The following is a 22155-nucleotide window of genomic DNA, read 5'->3' as shown; positions in this document are numbered from 1 at the left end:
ATCAAATAAAGCTTTTAAAGATTGAGTTTCGCAATCCCCATTCCACTAATAGCAAGACCCCTGCCAAGAGTATCAATGGTCTAAACTTTTCGTCGTACTTATAATATTTGAATTCTTCAATCTCGGTCTTTTCGAGTTTGTTGATTTCATCATAAATTTCTTCGAGCTTCTCATTATCTGTCGCCCTAAAGTATTTTCCGCCTGTCACGTTAGCGATTTCTTTTAGTAATTGCTCATCAATTTTCACCTGCTGCATGCCGTAGCGGAACGTTCCATCTCTTTTGTAGCCTACTGGTGTCAAAGCATTTCCATTTGTTCCCAGTCCAATGGTATAGGTCTTGATTCCGAATTCAACGGCTAAATCTGCAGCGGTCGATGGTTCAATAAAACCTGAGTTGTTTACACCATCAGTCAGCAGAATAATAACCTTGCTTATAGCTTTGCTCTCCTTTAATCGGTTAACAGAAGTGGCCAATCCCATACCAATGGCAGTACCATCTTCCAATTCTCCGTACGATATTTCTCGAAGCGCGTTTAGAACAATTGATTTATCACTGGTAATAGGGGTTTTGGTATAGCTTTCACCAGCATAGCCAACCAGACCGATACGATCATTGGGCCGTTGCTTGATAAAATCACCTGCAACTTCCTTTAATGCAGAAAGTCTATTCGGTTTTAAGTCCCGAGCCAACATACTTGATGAAACATCAATGGCCATCACAATATCAATACCCTTAGTAGTCTTGGTTCGCGTAGAAATGTCTTCAATCTGTGGTCTTGCCATGGCGGTGATTATGGCCGTTAGCGACAAAAGACGGAGCACAAACAACAAGGGTCTGAGTTTTGAGGCCAAACTACTTACGGTAAATCCTTTTGTACTAGAAATCTTAAGAGAAGCGATTTCATCTTTCCGTTTGAAAAAATACCATAGCAAAGCCAATGGAAGCAGTAAAAGCAACCAGAAAAACTGTGGGTTTGCGAATTCTATATTTTCAAACATTTATACTTGTGTTTTTACATCCAATGAACTCAATATTCTTGCCACTATCTCCTCGGCATACTCATCCCCATCTTCCCATGTCATGGCTATTTGTTGGATAAATCCTTTACCGCCAAACAAAAGAATATTGTATTTCAATCGCTTTGATTTTTGGGTGGCGGGGTTTTTAAAATTACCGGAACCAAACATTTTAAGTCCATAAACACCTGATTTTGTGGCAAATTCCTCCTGTTTGGTAATAATATTTCTAATACCCACTTGTTCAAAAATTCCAAGAGCAGCACCAAGGGCCCCTTCAAAGTCAGGATCACTTTGATTGTTTTTGAACATGACAGATGTGCTACTTATAGATAAGTGCTGGATATAGCTTCCATAGGTAAAAGTTTGCATTTCCTGGATGCTGTCCATAATCTGTTGTGGCAATTCCACTTCCTGTCTGATAAGGACGTCGGGGGTTTCCAAGTCGATAGGCGGATAACCATAAGAACTTGCCACCCATTCTCCTTCCAGAAGCTCCTTGGTAGGATGTCCAAAAACAGTATCCTTGACCTCCTTAAACCCATAATATGCTATTGAAACAGCACTCCCCAGAAATATTACCCCAATAAAGATGGCCGCAGCCCAATAGATTTTTTTGCGCTGTTTCTTCTTGGCCAACTCTTCCAAGTATTCTTCTGTCAGCATCAATTCTTCTTCGGTGGGCTCAGGAAGGGCATCATGTGTCTTTACAACAATTTGCTCCACCATCTTTCTGTCTTCCTCTGCTGTAGATGTAGGTGGTTTTGATTTGGCAAATTTGACCAGATCCGCTGTTTGCAATATCTTTTGGAATTGTGTAATGGTCTCATCCTCTAGATTAAGCTCACCAGCATCTTTAAGCATTTCCAATTTGGCAATCAATTGTCCGGTTGTACTTTCAAGGGCAGAAACATGTACATCTTCTTCAAGATAGGACCGCACAATATCCGTTAGCTCGGAATAGTATTTTTTGTATTCATCCTGGATAAGGTATCTTGAATTTTCCAAGCGCTTAAGTTCCAGCAAGGCACGATCATAAGGAGGTAATAAGGCTTCTTTTTCTTCCTCGGTCAAAGGTTTCTTTCTCAAAAAGAACCAATAGACCAATCCTCCTACAATTAGTAGCCCCAAGACAATAAAAAGGATCCATAGCCACAGTTTGGCATAACTTTTCTCAACCTTGATCAAAGGTTTGATATCGAACATTTTCTGCTTGGTGGTATCGACTGCGACATCAGCAACTTTTACTTGGAATGAATCGGTAAAAAATGGCTGTTCATTAATGGCGATCCGCTGGGGAGGAATTGTATAGGCCCCACTATCGAATTGTGTGAGGGCATATACTTTTTGAAGGATAACCCTGTTGTTATTTTTCACGGTATCCTTCATGATGGCCTCCACGGTTTCCAGAGGAGAAAATGTTTGGCCTTCTGGGAAATGAACCACATCCAACGAATCGGCTTCAACCGTTATGGTGTATTTAATTTGTTCCCCAATTTTAATAGAGGTCGTGTCAATTTGGGTAGAAACTTTGGAATCTTGTGAAAGGGCAAGGAAAGGTAGGAGCAACATTGCTGCTGCGATTTCCAAGCTGTATTTTAAACTTTTCACTCCCATTATCCTCTTCGTTTAAAATAACCCAACAATTTTTTCACGTAACTCTCGTCGACCCTGCAGTTAATAACCCCGGATCCTGATTTTGTAAATGAATCCTGAAAATAATCTACTTTCTCCCGATGGAATTGACCATATGCGTTACGCACTTTTTTTGAACGTGTGTTCACCAATTGCAATAGTCCGGTTTCGGCATCCTGCATTTGTACCATACCTAAATTCGGGATGGATTCCTCGCGCTCATCATATACCCTAATTCCGGTAACGTCGTGTTTATTGCCCACAATACGCAGGGTATTGTCATAGTCATCGGCTATAAAATCGGATAGCACAAAGACAATGGCCTTCTTCTTCATCACATTGGTCAAAAACTTTAAGGCTTCAGCAATATTGGTCTCGCTGCTTTTTGGTGAAAACTCAAGAAGTTCGCGAATGATTCGCAATACATGGCTTTTTCCTTTTTTGGGAGGAATAAAGAGTTCAACTTCATCGGAAAACAGAATCAAGCCTACCTTATCGTTGTTCTGCATGGCAGAAAAAGCCAAAGTGGCTGAAATTTCGGTAATAACTTCTTTTTTGAATTGATTGGAGGTTCCGAAGAGTTCTGATCCACTCACATCCACCATCAACATCATGGTAAGTTCACGTTCTTCCTCAAAAACCTTTACGTAAGGTTCATTATATCGGGCTGTAACATTCCAATCGATACTTCTAACATCATCACCAAATTGGTATTGGCGCACCTCACTGAAGGTCATACCCCTACCTTTAAACGTAGAGTGGTATTCCCCACCAAAAATATGGTCGGAAAGACGTCGAGTCTTGATCTCTATTTTACGTACCTTCTTAAGTAGCTCTTTTGTATCCATTTGGTTCAAGGAATATCGTACTCTTGTTACAAATTAAGCTGGTCAGTCGCCCTAACAAGAAATATTGAACCCTAAGGCACTTCTACCTCGTTTACAATCCTGTTTATGATTTCTTCTGAGGTGATGTTTTCAGCTTCTGCTTCATACGTTATTCCGATACGGTGTCTTAGTACATCATGAACAACGGCCCTTACATCCTCAGGAACAACATATCCCCTTCTTTTAATAAATGCATAGCATTTTGAAGCATTGGCTAAGTTGATACTTCCCCTAGGCGAAGCACCAAAACTGATAAGGGGTTTAAGGTTTTCAAGATTGTATTTTTCTGGATAACGGGTAGCGAATACCAGATCCAAAATATATTTTTCAATTTTTTCGTCCATATAGACATCCTGCACGGCTTCTTGGGCGCTCAAAATTTGCTTCAAGGTCACCACAGGTTTAATGGGCTCATTTGATCCACCAAGGTTCTGTCTTATGATTAACTGTTCCTCGTTCAATTTTGGATAATCAATAACGGTTTTCAACATAAAACGGTCAACCTGGGCTTCCGGTAGTGGATATGTACCTTCTTGCTCAACCGGGTTCTGTGTGGCCATTACCAAGAATGGAGCATCCAATTTAAAGGTTTCATCACCGATGGTCACCTGTTTTTCCTGCATCGCTTCAAGCAAGGCTGATTGTACCTTGGCCGGAGCTCGGTTGATCTCATCCGCCAGAACAAAATTTGCGAAAATAGGTCCCTTCTTTATCGAGAAATCATTTTCCTTGATGTTATAGATCATGGTCCCAACGACATCGGCAGGTAGCAGGTCAGGAGTAAATTGAATTCTGCTAAAGCCACCTTTTACGGCTTTGGCCAATGTATTTATGGCCAGTGTTTTTGCAAGTCCGGGAACACCTTCCAATAAAATATGTCCTTTTCCTAAAAGACCTATCAGCAAGCGTTCCACCATATGTTTTTGGCCTACTATGGCCTTGTTCATCTCGTGTGTAAGAAGGTCAATAAAAGCACTTTCCTTGGCAATTTTTTCATTCACAGCACTAATATCGATAGTAGTGTTTTCTTCCATACAAATTATAATTGTAATGCGTTAATGTCAGTGTTTTTCTAAGAAGTGCAAAATGAAAATTAATTTAAAATCCACCTGTTAATTAATGGTTAAAAAAAACGCTGAACCCCAAGTTTTGTGAAGGATTTAAGGGTTTAATTTTATAATTTCATCCTTTATGCAACATACAAATAATTATTCAAGAATTATAGTGGGAACGATGACCTGGGGAAGCTGGGGCAAGAAACTTCCCAAAAATGAGATCATCGACTTAATGGGCCATTGTATTGAGAATGGGCTTACCACCTTTGATCATGCGGATATTTATGGGGATTACACCACCGAAGCTGATTTTGGTGCCGCCTTTTCAGAAAGCAAGATTGACAGAGCCCAAATACAATTGATCAGTAAGTGTGGTATTCAAAGGGTTTCGAGGGACGAAAACTACATACCACATTATGAATATAGTAGGGATTACATCATTTGGTCGGCCGAGGAATCACTAAAAAACCTGCAAACGGAGTACTTGGACTTACTTCTTTTGCACAGGCCAAGTCCTTTAATGCAACCGGATGAAATCGCTGAAGCGGTTACCCATTTGCAGACCAGTGGCAAAATAAGGGAATTTGGGGTTTCCAATTTTACGTCATCCCAGATTGCCATGCTTGAAACTGTGATCCCCGTATCGGCGAATCAGGTTGAGTTTTCGCTGACCCACGACATATCCATGTATGATGGAACATTCGATGATTGTATTTCCCATAAGAGAATGACCATGGCATGGAGCCCATTGGGAAGTGTTTTCAGAGAGGACAACGCCCAAACTCAACGAATCAAAGAAAAGTTGACAGAGCTTAGTGCAAAATATAAAGTTGAGGAAAGCCAATTGCTATTGGCCTGGATATTAAAACATCCGTCCGGGGTTCATCCTGTTATAGGAACTACCAATAAAGACAGAATTGCGCTATCGGCAAAGGCTGTGGGTATCGAGCTTCAACGACAGGATTGGTTCGAGCTCTTAAAAGCTAGTCAAGGACATATTGTACCATAGAAAACGATTATATGGAAAAGAAGACGGTATTTATAACGGGGGCTACCAGTGGCATAGGAAAGGCCACGGCCGAACTGTTGGCCAAGCATGGATTTAACTTAATCCTTTGCGGAAGACGAGAAAACAGACTGGTTGTTCTGAAGGCTGAATTAGGTGAAACCGCCAACATCCACACCTTAAATTTTGATGTTCGTGACAAAGAAGCAGTGCAAAAAGCTATCGAAGGACTCCCAGCTGATTTTTCCCAGATAGATATCTTGATCAACAATGCGGGGAATGCCCATGGATTGGATTTTATCGATCAAGGAAGCACTGACGATTGGGATGCCATGATGGACATCAACGTAAAGGGGTTATTATATGTGTCGAATGCGATATTGCCCCAAATGGTGAAACGAAAGGAAGGCCATATCATCAATATTGGTTCCACAGCAGGCAAGGAAGTTTATCCCAAGGGCAATGTGTATTGTGCAAGCAAACATGCCGTGGATGCCATCAACCAAGGAATGCGGATTGATTTGAATGAACACGGAATCCGAGTAGGTGCCATTAACCCCGGTTTGGTGGAAACCGAATTTAGCGATGTACGATTCAAGGGAGATTCGGGCCGGGCCGAAAAAGTGTACCAAGGATTTCAACCTCTACTGCCGGAAGATATCGCCGAAATCATCCACTTTGCCATCACTAGACCTTATCATGTTAATATTGCGGATTTGGTGGTCATGCCAACGGCCCAAGCCAGCAGTACTATTGTAAAAAAGGATGTAGGGTGAAAGTTGTGGGATAAAAGTTTATTTGATTGAGAATGTGTAGTACTCGTAACCCATATCGCCAAACTCGAAACCATCTACCATGATTAACAAACGCCTATTGGTCAAAAACCTTTTAGCACATAATGACGAGAATAGTTTTTATGACAAAAAGCGTTTTATTTCCATTGGTGAAAAAGAGGGTAAAGCCAAGTTTTTAAAACATGTTTGTGCATTGGCAAACAGTAATCCCAGGAACAATTCCTTTATTGTTATCGGAGTTGAAGATGCCGACAATGAGATAGTCGGAGTAGATTTCTTTGACGACAGCAAGATTCAAAATTTGGTAAATGCCTATCTGGACAACCCTCCCGTAATTTCTTATGAAAATATTCCGTTTCCCCATCTTCCCGAAGGTAAGGTTGTGGGTTTGGTCACCATAAAATCGAATGGGAAAGTATGTGCGCTTCGGAAAAACATATGGAAATACTATGGCGGTGCGGTTTTTTTCAGGGAAGGGAGCATCAGTCTACCCAAAGCATTCGATATTGAGCTAAAAGATATCAATTCAAAGGCTGTTGCAACCATAGAACAACATGCCCGCAACAATATTGAACTCACCTTGGATGCCGTAATCAATTTTATCAACACAAGACATGCCGACTTGACCAGTGATTACAAAGTCTTTAAAGAACAGTTCGTGGTTTGCTGGGCGGGAAACAAAAAAGTATTAAAGGATAAAACGTATTATTCAAGAGTAGATATTGAATTGATCAACGAGCAGGTAAAACTCTTTTATTCTGCCTTGGACGAAATAACCATCACCCATAATGAAGATTCCTTTAGTATGCTCGAATACGTGCAACTAGGACTTGGTACCCAGCAAAAGTATTTTCCTTTGGAAGAGATGGTGATTACATTTTCTGAAAACGGAAAGTATAGCATAAACAGTGAATTGGTCTTCGAGCCTCCTCAATATGACAAAAAAACCTTGTTCCATGTATTGAATTCCAATAACTCCCTGCTCCAAAAATTGGAAAAGAAGATTGAGCTAAATAAATCTGAAGCAAATGATCTGTCCCACTTACCTGCGACCTATCTTATATGCTATTTGAACGGTTTTGAAGAAGCAAAGGAGCAAATGGAGCGGGCCAGACCCCTTTTAAAGGCCAACCATAAAAATGTATATCTTTCTTTGAAAGAATCTTTGCGAATACTGAGGAAGGTGCGATATAATTAAGCTTTTATCAGCCACATAATCTGATACGGCTCCAACGGTAATAACCCACTACTTAAAGTAACTTTTTTACCCGAAACCAGATTTTTGGGCTCTCCTTTGGTAAAATATCCCAATTTGGCGATCCATCGGGATTGTAAAACCTGTTCTTTTTCATCAAAATTGCATAAAACCAAAAATCCTTCAGAATCCCCTGTACGTTCATAGGCAAAGATGTGGTCATTGCCGGTATGGTGGATGACCAGATTGTTGTTATCCGCAAAAACGGCATGTTTTTTTCTAATGGCTATCAGTTTTTTTAAAGCATGGAAGATTTTGGATTGTGGGAGCTTTTTATCGTTTAGTTTGGTGACCATATCCCAATCTTGCATGGGGCGGTTTACCCACCTACTGTCTTCCTTCTTGGACGGTTCTTCCAAAAAGGAATAATCGTTTAAAGTTCCGATTTCATCGCCTCCATATATCAAGGGGATACCACCATATGATATCACAATACCATATAATAATATCATTTTGGAAACGGCTTCCTGAATCAAGTCTTTGTCTTTATTTACAATACCTTTTTCCAGGCCCAGCAAAGAGGTGGCACTACCAGCGATCCTTCCATCACCTGTTTTGGGATTGTACATAAAAAGCAATCCGGTGGAAGAAGACCAATCCAATCGTTGACAATAGTAGTCCAATAAAAACTTGCGGTGTAATTGTGGATTCCATCCGATTTCATGGATAAAACCATCATCATAGCCAAGACCAATGTCATCATGACACCGGATATAGTTTATCCAAGTACAATCCTCGGGTTTTTGTGGAATATTGGTCAGACTCTTGTGTAGCAAAAGCGTTTTTTTGGTAGCAATCGAATTCCAAAGCAATGCCATCAGCGAAGCATTGTACGCAATCTCGCATTCATTTCCTGCGGTGCTACCATCACCAAAATACTTTACAATTTCTTTAGGTGCCACAATGGCTTCAGCAAGAAAAATGACCCCTGGGGCTATAATTTGCAGACACATCCTGAACAATGAGATCAATGTATGGGCCTCAGGAAGGTTTTGGGAGATTGTACCCATCTTTTTCCAAAGAAATGCCAAGGCATCAAAGCGAACAACATCTACGCCCTGATTGACCATTTTGACCAGATTGGCCAACATTTCCAGAAAAACTTCGGGGTTGGAATAGTTTAAATCCCATTGGTAGCTGTTGAAAACGGTCATGACCCATCGTTTCATCTCAGGATCAAAGGTGAAGTTTCCAGGGGATGTTTCCGGAAATACTTCAGGCAATGATTGTTCAAATGCTTTGGGAACCGTGTCATCCGCATAGGTGTAATAGTAATTTTGATACTTTTTGTCACCTGCCTTTGCCTTTTTTGCCCATTGAAACTCATCAGAAGTATGGTTGACCACAAAATCCAACATCAAAAACATATCCTGTTTTCGAAGCTCTTGGGACAGATTCATTAAATCTTTGGATGAACCGTAGGGTTTAGCCACACCATAATATTTGTTTACCGCATATCCACCATCATTTTCTCCACTGGGCCTAGGTGTAATGGGCATCAAATGCAAAAAATTGATTCCTAAATCTTTGAGATAAGGTAGTTTGGATTGCAGTCCCTTCAGGTCTTTGTTGAAATGCTCCACATAGAGTTGCATTCCCACCATTTTTTCCGATTGGTACCAATTCCCACTTTCCAGACGATTCAAATCTTGAACTTTCAATTCGCCCGGTCTTGAATCATATAGTTTGGGAAGAAGGGAAAGCAATTTTTCGAATTGCCTGGATGAGGTTTCCTGCGGATAAAGTTGATGGAACAGCCGTTGCACAAGACCTAGGTTTGCCGACAATCGAAGATCAAAAAGTTGGGATGGATCCTTTTTTTCGTCCAGTAAGGTCATTAATCGATGTACGGATGCCTGATTCATAAGGCTTCCAATTCAGATTTTGTGGGAAGAGCTACAATTGCTCCGTAATTTGTTGTAGTGATGGCACCAGCCTTATTGGCTTTTTCAACCATTTTTAGGAGAAGGTCGTAATTTTCAAAAACCTGATTGAAGTTGACCAAATTGGCAATCTGGTATAGCAAACAGCCTATAAATGCGTCACCTGCACCAGTAGTATCAACTGGCTTTACAGTGATACTGGGAACCACTGTTTTAGCATCTCCAATGCTGACTAAGGTACCTTCTTTGCCCAAGGTAACCGTTATTATTCTGGCCCCTACTTCGTGAAGGGTTGCACAAGCTTCGTGCACATCATCTTTCCCTGATAGAATCTGGGCCTCTTCTAGACTGAACTTGCATAAATGTGATTTTTCAATAAAGGGCATACATTTTTTAATGAACTTCTGTTCGTTGTCCTTCCATAGATCTTGCCTAAAATTGGGGTCAAAACTGATGAACATTTCCTTTGTCAGCGCATCGAACAAATACTTGCCATAGGTTTTCTCCAAAGCACCACCCAAAAGAGCTGTTGCTGCACCTAGGTGTATGATATTGCCATGGAAATTTTTACGGAGCGCAGCATCATAGGTCAATTCTCTGTCGGCACCACGACTGAACACAAAGTCACGTTCCCCATCTTCTGCCAAAGAGACAAAAGCCAAAGTGGTAAAGGTATCACTGGTTTGCGCCATTGAGATATCCACCCTTTGTTCTTTGAGAACATCAAGCAAAAAATTACCAAAGGGGTCGTTGCCTACACTGCCGATAAAAAAACTTTTTCCTCCAAGTTTTGAAATCGCGCACGCAACATTTGCGGGTGCTCCTCCTGCTTTTTTAGTGAAAGTAACAGCTTTTGAAAGGTCGTTTCCCTGTTTTTCAGCTACAAAGTCTATCAATAACTCCCCGACACAGAATACTTTTTTCATTTTCTTGATTGGAATAGTACAATGTACATAGAAAATTATACCATCACCAAAAATTCTAAACACTTTAAACTTTACATTAATTTATCACTTTCCATTTCTTTTGTACGTATCATTGCCAAAAAATTCACTATGCGAACATTGGTTGTGGGGGATGTCCATTCAGGATTAAGAGCACTGGAGCAACTTTTGGGGATAGCCAATGTTAGTGAACAAGACCACTTGATTTTTTTGGGGGACTATGTCGATGCTTGGAGTACGGCAGTGGAAACTGTTGATTTTTTAATTGCATTGAAGCAGACCCACAACTGCACTTTTATCCGCGGAAATCACGATGAACTTTGTAGGCATTGGTTGTTGACCAAAGAGGAAAATCCGCAATGGCTCGCCCACGGAGGTACTGCAACAAGAGATTCATACTTGAATTCGAACAGGGAGCACTGGGATTCGCATCTCGAGTTCTATGCTGGATTGAAAAACTATTTTTTGGACAACGATAATCGACTTTACCTTCATGCGGGATACACTAATTTAAAAGGAGTGGATTATGAATATTTCGACCAATTATTTTATTGGGACCGAACCTTATGGGAATTGGCAAAAGCCTTAGATCCACATTTAAAACCTGAAGATCGCAACTTTCCAAAACGATTGACCCATTACAAAGAGATTTTTATTGGTCACACGCCGATTTCAAAAAACACCACCGCTGTTCCCGTAAGAGGGGCCAATGTATGGAATATTGATACCGGAGCTGCATTTATGGGCCAGCTTACCATGATGGACGTTGAAACGAAGGAGTTTTGGCAAAGCGATCCCGTCCATACTTTTTACCCTGGGGAAAGAGGGAGAAATTAAAATTTTCCTGACTTGTGTTTAATCTGCCATTTGGCCAACTCTTCCCATTGTCCCTTATAGGCCATTTTGGCTTGCATAGGCCATGAAGCGGGATCGTGGATGCGATATCTTTTGCCTGCAGAGGTCAAAATTTCTTGACATTTTACCGTAGACGTCTCGGATAAAGCTTTCCAAGTTTTAATACCATGATTATGAAACAATCCTTGGATTTTCGGACCTATTCCTTCAACAAGGGTAAGATCGTCCTCTTTTATTTTTTTGCCAAAAGCGGTTTTGGCGGCCGCTGCATCAAATCCATTTTCTGCTAAGGGTGTTGCAGCTTCTATTTCTGCAGGGGCAACGACTTCTGACTTTTCTTTTCGGCAAGCTTCCAACTCCGTTTTAAGGGTTTCGTTTTCCTTTTGAAGTATCTCTAGTTCCTCATTGGATGAGCCTTTTGCCTTCCCCCAATAAGAACCTATAATTCCGCCCATGAGTCCTACTAAAACAACAAGGGCCCAATACCAAATATTTATGTGCTCAAAATCCATTGTGGTGAGGTTAGTGATAATTATCTATACCTACAAAGTATTAAAAAAATGCTAAAAAAATAAGGTTTAACCCCAAGAATGTGAGCTTCTTAAGAAGAAATGGGGATTCCTGTCCAGGATGTAGATCAACTATTGATGAATAAAAAGGAACCAATCATACAATTTTATTGACCAGTGACACCACGACCGGTTTAAAATAGGGGAATTATGCAGAAATTTGAAGTATATATTAGGTAAGGAACCCTATTTCTCCCGACGAAGTTCCGGCATTGAAGTAGGGTTATTTTTTTAAAGTTTGAGTTAGTTAAGTTGGTTTTATAGAACCGCCTATTTCCAAGTTCGTCGAAAATAGGCGGCTTTATTTTTACAGGTCAAACTTTATTCCTTGTGCCAGGGGAAGTTCTGTGGTGTAGTTGATGGTGTTGGTCTGTCTTCTCATATAAACTTTCCAAGCATCCGAACCACTTTCACGTCCACCTCCAGTTTCTTTTTCACCTCCGAAGGCTCCCCCGATCTCTGCTCCTGAAGTTCCGATATTCACATTAGCAATACCACAATCACTTCCTGAAGCTGACAAAAATCTTTCAGCTTCTCTAAGATTGTTGGTCATAATGGCCGATGAAAGACCCTGTACAACACCATTTTGCTGTGCAATGGCACTTTCGACATCACCTGAATATTTCAACAGATATAGAATAGGAGCGAAAGTCTCCTCTTGAACAATTTCGAAGGAGTTTGCTGCTTCAACAATGGCCGGTTTCACATAGCAACCACTTTCATAACCTTCACCAGTTAACACTCCTCCTTCAACCAAGATGTTCCCACCTTCTTTTTTGGCTTCCTCCAGTGCTTTCGTGTACATGTTTACAGCGTCGGCATCAATAAGTGGCCCAACATGATTGTTCTCATCCAACGGATTACCAATACGAAGTTGTTTGTAGGCATCTGTAATGGCGGTCTTGACCTGATCATAGATAGATTCGTGAATGATGAGTCTACGTGTTGAGGTACAACGTTGACCCGCCGTCCCCACCGCACCAAAAACAGCTCCGATCACTGTCATTTTGATATCGGCTTCCGGTGTAACAATAATTGCGTTGTTTCCACCAAGTTCAAGAAGCGATTTTCCCAATCTGGCGGCAACAGCTTGAGCGACAATTTTTCCCATGCGAATGGATCCCGTGGCCGAGACCAAAGGAATTCTCCTATCATTGGTCATAAACTCACCTACCTTATAGTCACCGTTGATAAGGCAAGAAATTCCTTCCGGAAGGTTATTTTCCTTTAATATTTCAGCAATGATATTTTGGCAGGCGACACTACATATAGGAGTTTTTTCAGAAGGCTTCCAAACACAAACATCGCCACAAATCCATGCCAATGCGGTATTCCAGGCCCATACGGCAACCGGAAAGTTAAAGGCAGATATGATTCCCACAATACCTAAAGGATGATATTGCTCGTACATTCGATGCCCAGGTCTTTCAGAATGCATGGTCAAACCGTGCAATTGTCGCGAAAGGCCTACAGCGAAGTCACAGATGTCAATCATTTCTTGAACCTCACCCAAACCTTCTTGGTAGGATTTCCCCATTTCGTAGGAAACCAGTTTTCCCAATGGTTCTTTTAACTCACGGAGCTTGTCTCCAAATTGTCGGACAACTTCGCCCCTTTGGGGAGCAGGTACCAAACGCCATTCGGCAAATGCAGAGGACGCAGCTTCCATGACTTTTTCATAATCAGCTTTGGTAGTGGTTTTCACCTTGCCGATTAAGGCACCATCTACCGGAGAATAGGATTCGATTAGCTCACCTGAACCAAAATTCTGCGAACCTGTTGAGGTTCCATTGTTTACTTCTGTTAACCCAAGTTGTTTTAGGGCTTCGGCCATTCCAACAGCCGTTGCAATTTTTGACATTTATAACTTTTTAAGTGTGAATTGTTATATTTTTCAAAACTACGAATAATACGAGAGAGCGAAACTAAGATTTTTAGAGGAAATGTGATAACAGCAAAAGGGCAATTCCTATAAGTGCCGGAAGCGCTTGAACCGTGAATATTTTTTTGGAAGCGGTAAGAGCTCCATATATTCCGGCAACAGCTACACATCCTAAAAAGAATAGCGCAACATTGAGTTGCCACTGGGGGTTCTCAATCAATAAGGACCAGATCAATCCGGCTGCTAAAAAGCCATTGTATAAGCCTTGATTGGCTGCTAAGGTTTTGGTGGGTTCAAACAGATCCTCAGGGAAAGAGCGAAATACTTTTTTACCTCTTGTGGTCCATGCAAACATTTCCAGCCATAAAAAATACAGATGTAAAACGGCAACGAGTACTATAAAGAATTTTGCGGCTATAAGCATAACTAATCTTTTGCAATAAAACGTTCATCAACGGGCATCACTGTGCCACAACTATCGCAGGTACGCAGTTCTTTGGAACCATAAAAATGTTTAAAATGTCCCAAAAAATCCTTCTCGATATCGTGGAGCGTAAAATAGGCCTCATACAATTTATGGTTGCAATTGTCGCAGAACCATAACAAACCATCATCCACGTTCATGTCGGCTCTTTTCCGTTCCACAACCAAGCCAATAGACCCTTTGTGGCGAACCGGGGAATGCGGGACCTTCGCAGGATGTAAATACATATCTCCAGGACCTAGTTGCATGGTCTTTTTTTGACCATCTTCCTGAATATGCACTTCGATGTTACCCTCTAACTGGTAAAAGAGCTCCTCGGTCTCGTTGTAATGATAATCTTTTCGTGCGTTGGGCCCAGCCACAATCATAACAATATAATCTCCGGCCTCTTTGTACAGATTTCGATTGCCTACCGGAGGTTTCAGGGAATCCCTGTTTTCCTCAATCCATTTGCTGAGATTAAAAGGTGGTGCTATCGCCATATTGCAATGATTTTGTGAAAGGTATAAAAAACCTTTTTGGCAACATAGGCTTTAACAAAAAAGACCTGCAATTTGCAGGCCTTCTTTAGCACTAATATAACAACTGTACTATGGGTTGTTTGGTTCTACCTTCATGAATATTTGTGTAAAATAAGGTCGTCCCTCTTTATCCAATTGTACACTCAGGGTAGTATGTGTAAAAGGTTTTTCCAATGTTTCTTTGTGTGAGCTACTGTTAAGCCATCCGTCAACAACCAATTCGGCCGAGGAATAGAACCTAGCCACATTTTCACCTACTTCCACCGCATCAATTTCAGCAGCGATACTAGAGGCACGAGCATCAAAATTGTCGTGGCTCAACTTATTTTTTGAAATCATATAGATATTGTGACCCTGGGCATATTTATAAGATGAAGGACTGGAAATCAAGGCTGAAGCGCCTATCGATGACCGATGTTCATTTACTAAATCAAGAACCTCATCTTCCATTTCTGAAGCATTAACTATGATTTTCTCATTACCAGTGATTGTACCGGAAAGATCGGTTTGGTCTTCCACATCGGAAGATTTGCTGCATGTGATTAATACCACCACAGATGCCGCGGCTAAAAAAGCGTACTTTATTTTTTTCATTTTCGGGGGCAATCGTTGGGATTTGTTCTCTAATCCCAAATGTTCTCGTCGGGCTAAGCTAGAAGAGGAAAGCAGTTTTGCCATAATTCCTCCATAGGAGGGTGTATTAATCCGTTGAGATGCAATAAATTCCAAAAAATCCCCAAAAAGCACTTATCGGGGATTCCCATTCATCGAGAAAAACATACATTTTGTACGAGATGCGCAATAATGCTGTTGTAAAGAGTTGAATATCAATTCAGAAGCCTATTCTTCTGTCGAATCCTGTGCTTGGGGTTCATCTTTAAGAACTAGATCAAAAACAAATGCACCAATTTCTTTTACCGGCTCGTAAAGGATGGATTCTTTCTTGGTTTCTTCATTGACAAAACTGAAAGAAGAGGTAAGTCGTTCAAAGAAAATAAGCAGGGCGCCAACAATAATGGCAACTTTTAACGCGCCAAATATCCCACCGGCAATCTTGTTCAATAGTCCGAGCATGGCAAAGTCCGCAATCTTTGTCAAAAACTTTCCAGCAAAATGCACTGCCAAGACGATGGCAAAAAATGTGATAAGAAAGGCGGTAATGTTAATGTAGGAAGCGCTCCAATCCATGCGTTCGGAAATATAGTCACCCGCTAAATAGGAAAAGTGAATGGCTCCGTATAGTCCTGCGACAAGTGCAACCAATGAGGCAATTTCCACAAAGAGCCCGTTTTTAAGTCCCTTGTAAAGTCCCCATACCAAAAGAACACCGATGACAATATCCAAAAACTCCATACCCCTGTTTTGAACAAATATAGGATATTGATTTGTACCTTTGCGACTCCTAAATATGCGTATGTCGAGAGACGATAAACTTAAGGAGCGGTGGGAGCTTTTGGTGGAAAAATTATCCAACCAATTTTCTGATGGAGATCCTTTGGAATTAGATGGGATCATTTACTTGGTCGGGGTTCAGGAACTGGGAAAACTTCATAGAAATTTTAAGAAAGACGAGAAGGTCAATTTGATGCACATTGCCATTTGCAGGTTACTTGAACCTTATGGATATTATGATTTTGATTTTTTCGATGATGACGGCTGGCCCCATTATAAGGTCAAAGAACAGTTACCCCCATTAAAGGCTGGTGAGCAAACTGTTTTGATGAAAGAAGCACTGGTAAACTATTTTTTGGAAAAGCAATACATTGACTAAATGGAGTTACAAAAACCTTACTACGCGGTAATCTTTACCAGCACTCGAACAGAAGGAGACCATGGTTATGGACGGATGGCCGTGGATATGGAAGAACTGGCCCGGCAGCAGCCTGGGTTCCTCGATTTTGAAAGTGCGCGGGATGATGGACTGGGTGTCACCATAAGCTATTGGGAGAGCCTTGAGACCATTGCCAATTGGAAAGCCAACATGGATCATCAGGTTGCCCAACAAAGAGGAATCAAAGACTGGTATTCTTGGTACAAGGTTCGAATTTGTTTGGTGGAAAGGGAGTATGAGTTCACCAAAAAGAATTAATAAGAAGTTAATCTAAGCTATTCCTGTAATTGTTCGCTTTTTAATTATCTTTTCGTTTTGCTTTGGCTTAATTCATTTGCTATGAAAGAAAATTTCAGATTTTCCAATTTAGATAGACAAGAAACCATTAAAAAACTTTCGAAGAAAGATTTCGATTTGGTGGTTATTGGAGGTGGAATTACTGGTGGGGGAATCGCCCTGGATGCCGCTTCAAGGGGAATGAAAGTGGCGCTCTTGGAAAAAGGCGATTTTGCCTCGGGGACCAGTAGCAAATCCACCAAACTAATTCATGGTGGACTGCGATACTTAAAGCAGTTCGATTTTTGGCTGGTAAAGGAAGTAGGTTCTGAAAGAGCCATTGTGCACAAATTGGCCCCTCATCTGGTGCTGCCCGAAAAAATGCTGCTTCCCCTTATTGAAGGAGGTTCCTATGGCAAATGGCTGACATCAATCGGGTTAAAAGTTTACGACATTCTTGCCCAGGTAACCGGGGACGATAAACGTCAAATGTTGGAAAAAAAGGAAGCATTAAAACTAGAGCCGCTTTTACCAAAGAAGATTTTGAACGGAGCTGGTTACTATGCGGAATACCGTACTGATGATGCTCGACTTACCATTGAAAATATCAAGACCAGTCTTCAGTTTGGGGCAGAGGCACTGAACTATGCCAAGGTCATTGATTTTATATATACTGAAGAAAAAGTAGCCGGTGTCAAGGTGAGGGATGAGGTTTCCGGGGATGAATTTCAGATAAAATCAAGGTATGTGATCAGTGCGGCAGGGCCATGGGTCGATGAGCTGCGAAGTGTAAACAAGTCCAAAAAGGGAAAACGCTTACATCTGACCAAAGGGGTACATTTGGTATTTCCTAAGGAAAAACTTCCCGTAAAACAATCCGTTTATTTCGATATTCCTGATGGACGAATGATGTTTGCTATCCCCAGGGGAAAAGTAACCTATGTAGGTACGACGGACACTAATTTTGATTCGGACAAAGACAATGTCGATGTGAATTTGGCAGATGCCATTTACCTGATTTCCGCAGTGAACAATATGTTCCCTTCCATCAATTTGGAAATGGATGATATCATTTCTTCTTGGGCAGGATTGCGGCCATTGATTCATGAGGAAGGTAAATCAGCATCCGAATTGTCACGAAAAGATGAAATTTTCACTTCTGATACAGGATTGGTAAGTATTGCTGGGGGAAAATTGACAGGATATCGTAAAATGGCCGAACGTGTGGTAAACCGCATTGCCAAAAAAATGGAGGAAGACCACGATGTTGAGGTTGAGCCTTGTGTTACAGATAAAATTCCGCTTTGCGGAAGTGATTTTAAAAAATACAAGCAAGTAAAAAAATACATTACCCAAGTTTTTGATCAAATCCAAGAAGACGGATTCACCGAACACGATGCTTGGTGTCTGGTTACCACCTATGGCAAACAGACCGATGCCATTTTGGAAAATTACAGCACTTTAAAATATGCCCAAGCTGATGTTCGGATGATATGCGCCGAAGTCCAGTTTGCAATTGCTAACGAGATGGTCATTAACCCGATGGATTTCTTTATCCGCAGAACGGGACGCTTGTATTTTGACATTGACAGTGTTCGAAACTATATGGATCCTGTTCTGGAAGAATTCAAGAATGCTTACGGGTATGATGTGGATAAAATCCAATCCTTCAAAGAGAACCTCTTGACCATATTGGATACCCACTCCAATTTTTCACTGGAACGGACTTAAGATTTTAAGCCCGCCATTTCTTGCGCCCATTCGATGATGAGATTGATGGTTCCTTCGTCCCATTTCCCTGGTTTTCCCTCAAAAGAATCTTTTGGACTTTCATGGATGGTATTCCAATGATCTAGTCCCGGATATTCATGAAGCAGATGGTCTTTGTGGCCATTTCGTTCCAAAACATCAATGATCATTTTATTATCAAAGGAAGACATTATCCAGTCATTGGTGCCGCGTAAAATTCGAACAGGCACTTTAAGTTTTTCCCATTGTCCAGCGAGGTCAAAATCCTGTAGTTGTTGATAATAGGTCACAGGTCGACCGTACATATGTGCAGCGGAATGGTAATTGTATTCGGCAAGGGCCGGATAGGCATCCACAACCTCCTGATAGGTCTTTTTCTCGATGAGCATACCATAATATAAGGGGATATAATATTTGTTCATTTTTTCCGCAATTTCGGATTCGGTATTGCCACGAAATTGCAGTAATCTGCGTTCTATCTCCAGCATGTGCTCATACCAGGTCTTAAAGAATGTGCCATCCGAAATTACCCCGGCCAAATCAAATTCATTGGCAAATAGTGGCGCCAGGGCGCTACCCATACTTGACCCATAAACTATGATTCTGGAAGTGTCAACATAGGATTTTGTCTTCAATTTTTTGATGGCTGTCCGAAAACCTTCTATATCGGTTTTAAAATCGGACTGACTACAATCCCCTTCGCTGTCACCCACGCCGGGCTTTTCAATGCGCATGACCACCATGCCGGATTTTTCAACCAAATCCTTCATCGTTTGTACCCAATTACCCCCTCGTCCCGGATACGTTTCAATACTGGAACAGCTTAGTCCGCCGATCAATATAATTGCAGGTTGTTTCCCTGCCTTTTTTGGTTTGGTAATAATGATGCGTTGGGTAATACCGTACGGACTGGTGACTTCTTCATAGTAGGTATCCAATCCGGCGTGACTTTCCTTTTCCAAGGGATTGAATTTGACCGTAGCCTCAACAACCTCTGTATTTCTAACGGCTTTGATTTTCGTCGTAGTGTTTGCCCTTAGCCCATAGGAAACCTCGCTCCAAACCTCTCCATCCGATATTGCTGTTCCGTCAATCTCAATGATCAAATCATTCGCTAGGAACCCTGCTTTTCCAAGTGGGGAATTGGTCTTTACTTCCATGATTTTAGCACCTGGAAGGCTTCCATCTGGTCCTTTTATTTTGGCTTCCCATGAGCTTCTTCTCCCTAAAATTTGGGAACTAACCGTCAAAGTTGAGAATAAGGCAAGAACACATATTACAAATAATCCGTTTTTTGATTTCATGCTGATGATTTAAGTTTTCTTTAAAATTAGATTGCCTATTTTTAGATGAGCGACAATTTATATGAAGGAGGCTGTTTTTTATGCCAATACGTCCTTGACAATGATTTGAAATTTATAGTGCGTGAAATCGACCATTAATTTTTACCTATTTAATTCAAGAGTGGCGACCCATGCTATTTTTTGGACGCTGTATTATGTGCTTTTTGGGTTGATTTGGGTAAGTGGGGAAGGCTATTTGGCATCTTTTTATCTGGAATTTATTTTACTTCCCATTCGTATCCTCGCCGTTTATGTTACCATCTATTTTTTATTGCCACGATTTTTGTTGAAACGAAAATTCAAGGAGTTTTTTGCCGGATATGCGGTTACCCTGCTTTTGGGAGGCATATTGCAACGAATTTTCATCCATCTATTTTATGAAGAATTATTGCTGAACGATTCAAGTTCGGGACTGTTCAGTATAATGATGTTGGTAAGGGCCATTGTTTTGATAAACACCACAGTTTTGTTGGTGCTTGGCGCAAAATTGTTTCAGCTATGGGCTATCGAGCATGAAAAAAATGAAGGTTTGGAGACTGAGATTTTGGAAATTCGATCCAACCGTAAAACCCATCGTGTCCCTTTTGAAAACATTCTCTTTGTTGAAGGACTTGGCAATTATGTGACCTATCATTTGGCAGATAAATCAAAGATTACAAGTTATGGCAGCATAAAATCTGCTTTGCAGGTGTTACCAGATAACTTTAGAAGAGTGCACAAATCTTATATTGTGAACAAGGCCCATATAAAAGCATATGATGCTATGACCATAGATATTCAGGATAATTCGATTCCGCGAGGGAAAAGCATTAGCGATGAGGTCCTGTTGAATTGAGGTTGTTCGGTAATCAGTAATCAGTAATCAGTTGTCAGTGATCAGTCAGCAGTGGTCAGTGGTCTGTTAGTTTATGGATTTGGATAGCTAAAGTGTCGTAGGTAAGAGTGAAGACGAATAAGGATTATCTACTGTAAGCGAACCTCTAACATATAATTGCAAACTGTATATTGTTCATTGTTCATTGTTCACTGCACATTGCGCACTGGTCATTGTCAATTGTTTATTGTAACTCTAATCCAATTTTTCGGTCAACTTTTTAAAGACTTTTTTGGGATTTTTATCTTGATAAAGAATCTGGTACACAGCATTGATGATGGGGAGCTTTGACTTCTTTTTGTTCTTTTCGTTCAATAAGAAAGCACTCTTTGTGGCATAATAGCCTTCGGCAACCATATTCATTTCCATCATGGCACTTTTTACCGTGTAACCCCTACCGATCATATTGCCGAACATACGGTTACGACTGAAAGTTGAATAGCCGGTAACCAGTAAATCACCCAAATAAGCCGAATTGTTGATGTTGCGTTTCATTTTATATACTTTTCCAATAAAACGCTTCATCTCGCGGATGGCATTGCTCATCAAAACACTTTGAAAATTGTCTCCGTACCGAAGGCCGTGCGCAATTCCTGCTGCAATGGCGTAAATGTTCTTGAGCATGGCCGCATATTCGGTTCCTATGATATCATCAGAAATTTTTGTGCGAATGTAGTGGCTCTTAAGGTTGTTGGCTACCATTTCGGCCTTGGCAGCATCGGCACAGGCGATGGTAAGGTACGATAAGCGTTCCAATGCAACCTCCTCAGCGTGGCAGGGTCCGGTGATAACGCCGATGTTTTCAAATGGGATTTGATAAACATCATGAAAATGTTCCCCTACGATCAAACCACTTTCGGGGACGATTCCCTTAATGGCGGAAAAAATGATCTTGCCATCCATCGGAACCGTAAGCTTTTCAAGTTCACTTTCTAAAAAGGCTGAAGGAATTGCAAAAATGAGTACATCAGAATTCGTAACAACTTCATTGATATCGTTGCTCAACTGGAGTCGCGAAACATCAAACTCGGCCGAACTGATATAATTGGGATTATGTCCCTCATTTTTCAAATGTTCTATAACATAAACGCTCCGCATGTACCACGCAACGCTATCTAAATTTTCGGAGAGCATTTTTACAATCGCAGTTCCCCAACTGCCGCCTCCCAAAACACCAAAACGAGGTTTTTCAATCATCAACAAAATTTATGGCGTAAAACTAAACATTCTAATTTTTAATATGTAAAATGTTGATTAACAGATTGTTATGTTTTTTGGCACAATGCTTGGTTTC

Annotated in this window: 22 protein-coding genes; 8 read left to right on the top strand and 14 right to left on the bottom strand. The window is 41.0% G+C overall.

The genetic code is table 11. From position 1 onward, the window contains the following. Position 1: 1 nt before the first annotated feature. The 4 genes from ACULLH_RS00765 to ACULLH_RS00750 form a co-directional block, all read right to left on the bottom strand. Complete coding sequence (locus ACULLH_RS00765) at positions 2-1000, bottom strand: vWA domain-containing protein (RefSeq protein WP_454086813.1); 999 nt, start codon at positions 998-1000, stop codon at positions 2-4. Beyond that, positions 1001-2635, bottom strand: a complete 1635-nt coding sequence (locus ACULLH_RS00760; RefSeq protein WP_454086812.1) for a hypothetical protein — start codon at positions 2633-2635, stop codon at positions 1001-1003. Beyond that, positions 2635-3501: a DUF58 domain-containing protein gene (locus tag ACULLH_RS00755; RefSeq protein ID WP_454086811.1), complete on the bottom strand. Its 867-nt coding sequence runs from the start codon at positions 3499-3501 to the stop codon at positions 2635-2637. Before ACULLH_RS00755 ends, ACULLH_RS00760 begins: the two co-directional genes overlap by 1 nt. Before the next feature lie 71 nt (positions 3502-3572). Continuing rightward, positions 3573-4574, bottom strand: coding sequence for an AAA family ATPase (locus tag ACULLH_RS00750; RefSeq protein ID WP_454086810.1), 1002 nt, complete (start codon positions 4572-4574; stop codon positions 3573-3575). A gap of 157 nt (positions 4575-4731) precedes the next feature. On the opposite strand from ACULLH_RS00750, the gene ACULLH_RS00745 reads away from it, so the two are divergent. From ACULLH_RS00745 to ACULLH_RS00735, 3 genes are all read left to right on the top strand, one after another. Next, complete coding sequence (locus ACULLH_RS00745) at positions 4732-5604, top strand: aldo/keto reductase (RefSeq protein ID WP_454086809.1); 873 nt, start codon at positions 4732-4734, stop codon at positions 5602-5604. Positions 5605-5615: 11 nt separating this feature from the next. Continuing rightward, positions 5616-6377, top strand: a complete 762-nt coding sequence (locus tag ACULLH_RS00740) for an SDR family NAD(P)-dependent oxidoreductase (RefSeq protein ID WP_454086808.1) — start codon at positions 5616-5618, stop codon at positions 6375-6377. Positions 6378-6456: 79 nt separating this feature from the next. Further along, positions 6457-7593: a DUF5929 domain-containing protein gene (locus ACULLH_RS00735; protein ID WP_454086807.1), complete on the top strand. Its 1137-nt coding sequence runs from the start codon at positions 6457-6459 to the stop codon at positions 7591-7593. Here the strand turns inward: ACULLH_RS00735 and ACULLH_RS00730 are convergent. Both ACULLH_RS00730 and ACULLH_RS00725 read right to left on the bottom strand, forming a co-directional pair. Further along, positions 7590-9515, bottom strand: coding sequence for an alpha-amylase family glycosyl hydrolase (locus tag ACULLH_RS00730; protein ID WP_454086806.1), 1926 nt, complete (start codon positions 9513-9515; stop codon positions 7590-7592). The genes ACULLH_RS00735 and ACULLH_RS00730 overlap by 4 nt on opposite strands. Continuing rightward, on the bottom strand, positions 9512-10459 hold the full coding sequence (locus tag ACULLH_RS00725; protein ID WP_454086805.1) for a carbohydrate kinase family protein: 948 nt from the start codon (positions 10457-10459) through the stop codon (positions 9512-9514). The genes ACULLH_RS00730 and ACULLH_RS00725 overlap by 4 nt, the downstream gene beginning before the upstream one ends. 129 nt (positions 10460-10588) lie before the next feature. Between ACULLH_RS00725 and ACULLH_RS00720 the strand changes: the two genes are divergently transcribed. Further along, complete coding sequence (locus tag ACULLH_RS00720; protein WP_454086804.1) at positions 10589-11314, top strand: metallophosphoesterase; 726 nt, start codon at positions 10589-10591, stop codon at positions 11312-11314. Here ACULLH_RS00720 and ACULLH_RS00715 read toward each other — a convergent pair. The 6 genes from ACULLH_RS00715 to ACULLH_RS00690 all read right to left on the bottom strand — a co-directional run bounded on the left by ACULLH_RS00715 (position 11311) and on the right by ACULLH_RS00690 (position 16141). Further along, complete coding sequence (locus tag ACULLH_RS00715) at positions 11311-11844, bottom strand: hypothetical protein (protein WP_454086803.1); 534 nt, start codon at positions 11842-11844, stop codon at positions 11311-11313. The two genes, ACULLH_RS00720 and ACULLH_RS00715, sit on opposite strands and share 4 nt — an antisense overlap. A gap of 364 nt (positions 11845-12208) precedes the next feature. After that, on the bottom strand, positions 12209-13762 hold the full coding sequence (amaB, locus tag ACULLH_RS00710; protein ID WP_454086802.1) for an L-piperidine-6-carboxylate dehydrogenase: 1554 nt from the start codon (positions 13760-13762) through the stop codon (positions 12209-12211). Between the two features lie 73 nt (positions 13763-13835). Next, positions 13836-14207 (bottom strand): DUF1304 domain-containing protein, encoded by a 372-nt coding sequence (locus tag ACULLH_RS00705; RefSeq protein WP_454086801.1) that lies wholly within the window; start codon positions 14205-14207, stop codon positions 13836-13838. A 2-nt stretch (positions 14208-14209) separates the two neighbouring features. Then, positions 14210-14749: a 3-hydroxyanthranilate 3,4-dioxygenase gene (locus ACULLH_RS00700; RefSeq protein ID WP_454086800.1), complete on the bottom strand. Its 540-nt coding sequence runs from the start codon at positions 14747-14749 to the stop codon at positions 14210-14212. Positions 14750-14857: 108 nt separating this feature from the next. Then, positions 14858-15382 carry a CAP domain-containing protein gene (locus ACULLH_RS00695; protein ID WP_454086799.1) on the bottom strand — a complete coding sequence of 175 codons (525 nt, stop codon included), beginning with the start codon at positions 15380-15382 and terminating at the stop codon, positions 14858-14860. Positions 15383-15628: 246 nt separating this feature from the next. Then, positions 15629-16141, bottom strand: coding sequence for a CvpA family protein (locus ACULLH_RS00690; protein WP_454086798.1), 513 nt, complete (start codon positions 16139-16141; stop codon positions 15629-15631). Between the two features lie 61 nt (positions 16142-16202). Between ACULLH_RS00690 and ACULLH_RS00685 the strand changes: the two genes are divergently transcribed. The 3 genes from ACULLH_RS00685 (at position 16203) to ACULLH_RS00675 (ending at position 18626) form a co-directional block, all read left to right on the top strand. Beyond that, positions 16203-16559, top strand: a complete 357-nt coding sequence (locus tag ACULLH_RS00685) for a hypothetical protein (RefSeq protein WP_454086797.1) — start codon at positions 16203-16205, stop codon at positions 16557-16559. Continuing rightward, complete coding sequence (locus ACULLH_RS00680) at positions 16560-16877, top strand: antibiotic biosynthesis monooxygenase family protein (RefSeq protein WP_454086796.1); 318 nt, start codon at positions 16560-16562, stop codon at positions 16875-16877. Between the two features lie 81 nt (positions 16878-16958). Then, complete coding sequence (locus tag ACULLH_RS00675; RefSeq protein ID WP_454086795.1) at positions 16959-18626, top strand: glycerol-3-phosphate dehydrogenase/oxidase; 1668 nt, start codon at positions 16959-16961, stop codon at positions 18624-18626. Here ACULLH_RS00675 and ACULLH_RS00670 read toward each other — a convergent pair. Then, positions 18623-19948 (bottom strand): PDZ domain-containing protein, encoded by a 1326-nt coding sequence (locus ACULLH_RS00670; RefSeq protein ID WP_454086794.1) that lies wholly within the window; start codon positions 19946-19948, stop codon positions 18623-18625. The genes ACULLH_RS00675 and ACULLH_RS00670 overlap by 4 nt on opposite strands. A gap of 121 nt (positions 19949-20069) precedes the next feature. Between ACULLH_RS00670 and ACULLH_RS00665 the strand changes: the two genes are divergently transcribed. Further along, entirely contained in the window at positions 20070-20822 is a 753-nt protein-coding gene (locus ACULLH_RS00665; protein ID WP_454086793.1) for a LytR/AlgR family response regulator transcription factor, read from the top strand. Positions 20823-21056: 234 nt separating this feature from the next. On the opposite strand, the gene ACULLH_RS00660 is transcribed toward ACULLH_RS00665, so the two are convergent. Beyond that, entirely contained in the window at positions 21057-22058 is a 1002-nt protein-coding gene (locus tag ACULLH_RS00660) for an NAD(P)H-dependent glycerol-3-phosphate dehydrogenase (protein WP_454086792.1), read from the bottom strand. Between the last annotated feature and the right edge of the window lie 97 nt (positions 22059-22155).

The sequence above is a fragment of the Flagellimonas sp. 2504JD4-2 genome (genome assembly GCF_053642935.1).
Note: the sequence above shows the minus strand (reverse complement) of the source record. Positions and strands in the feature narration are given on the sequence as shown.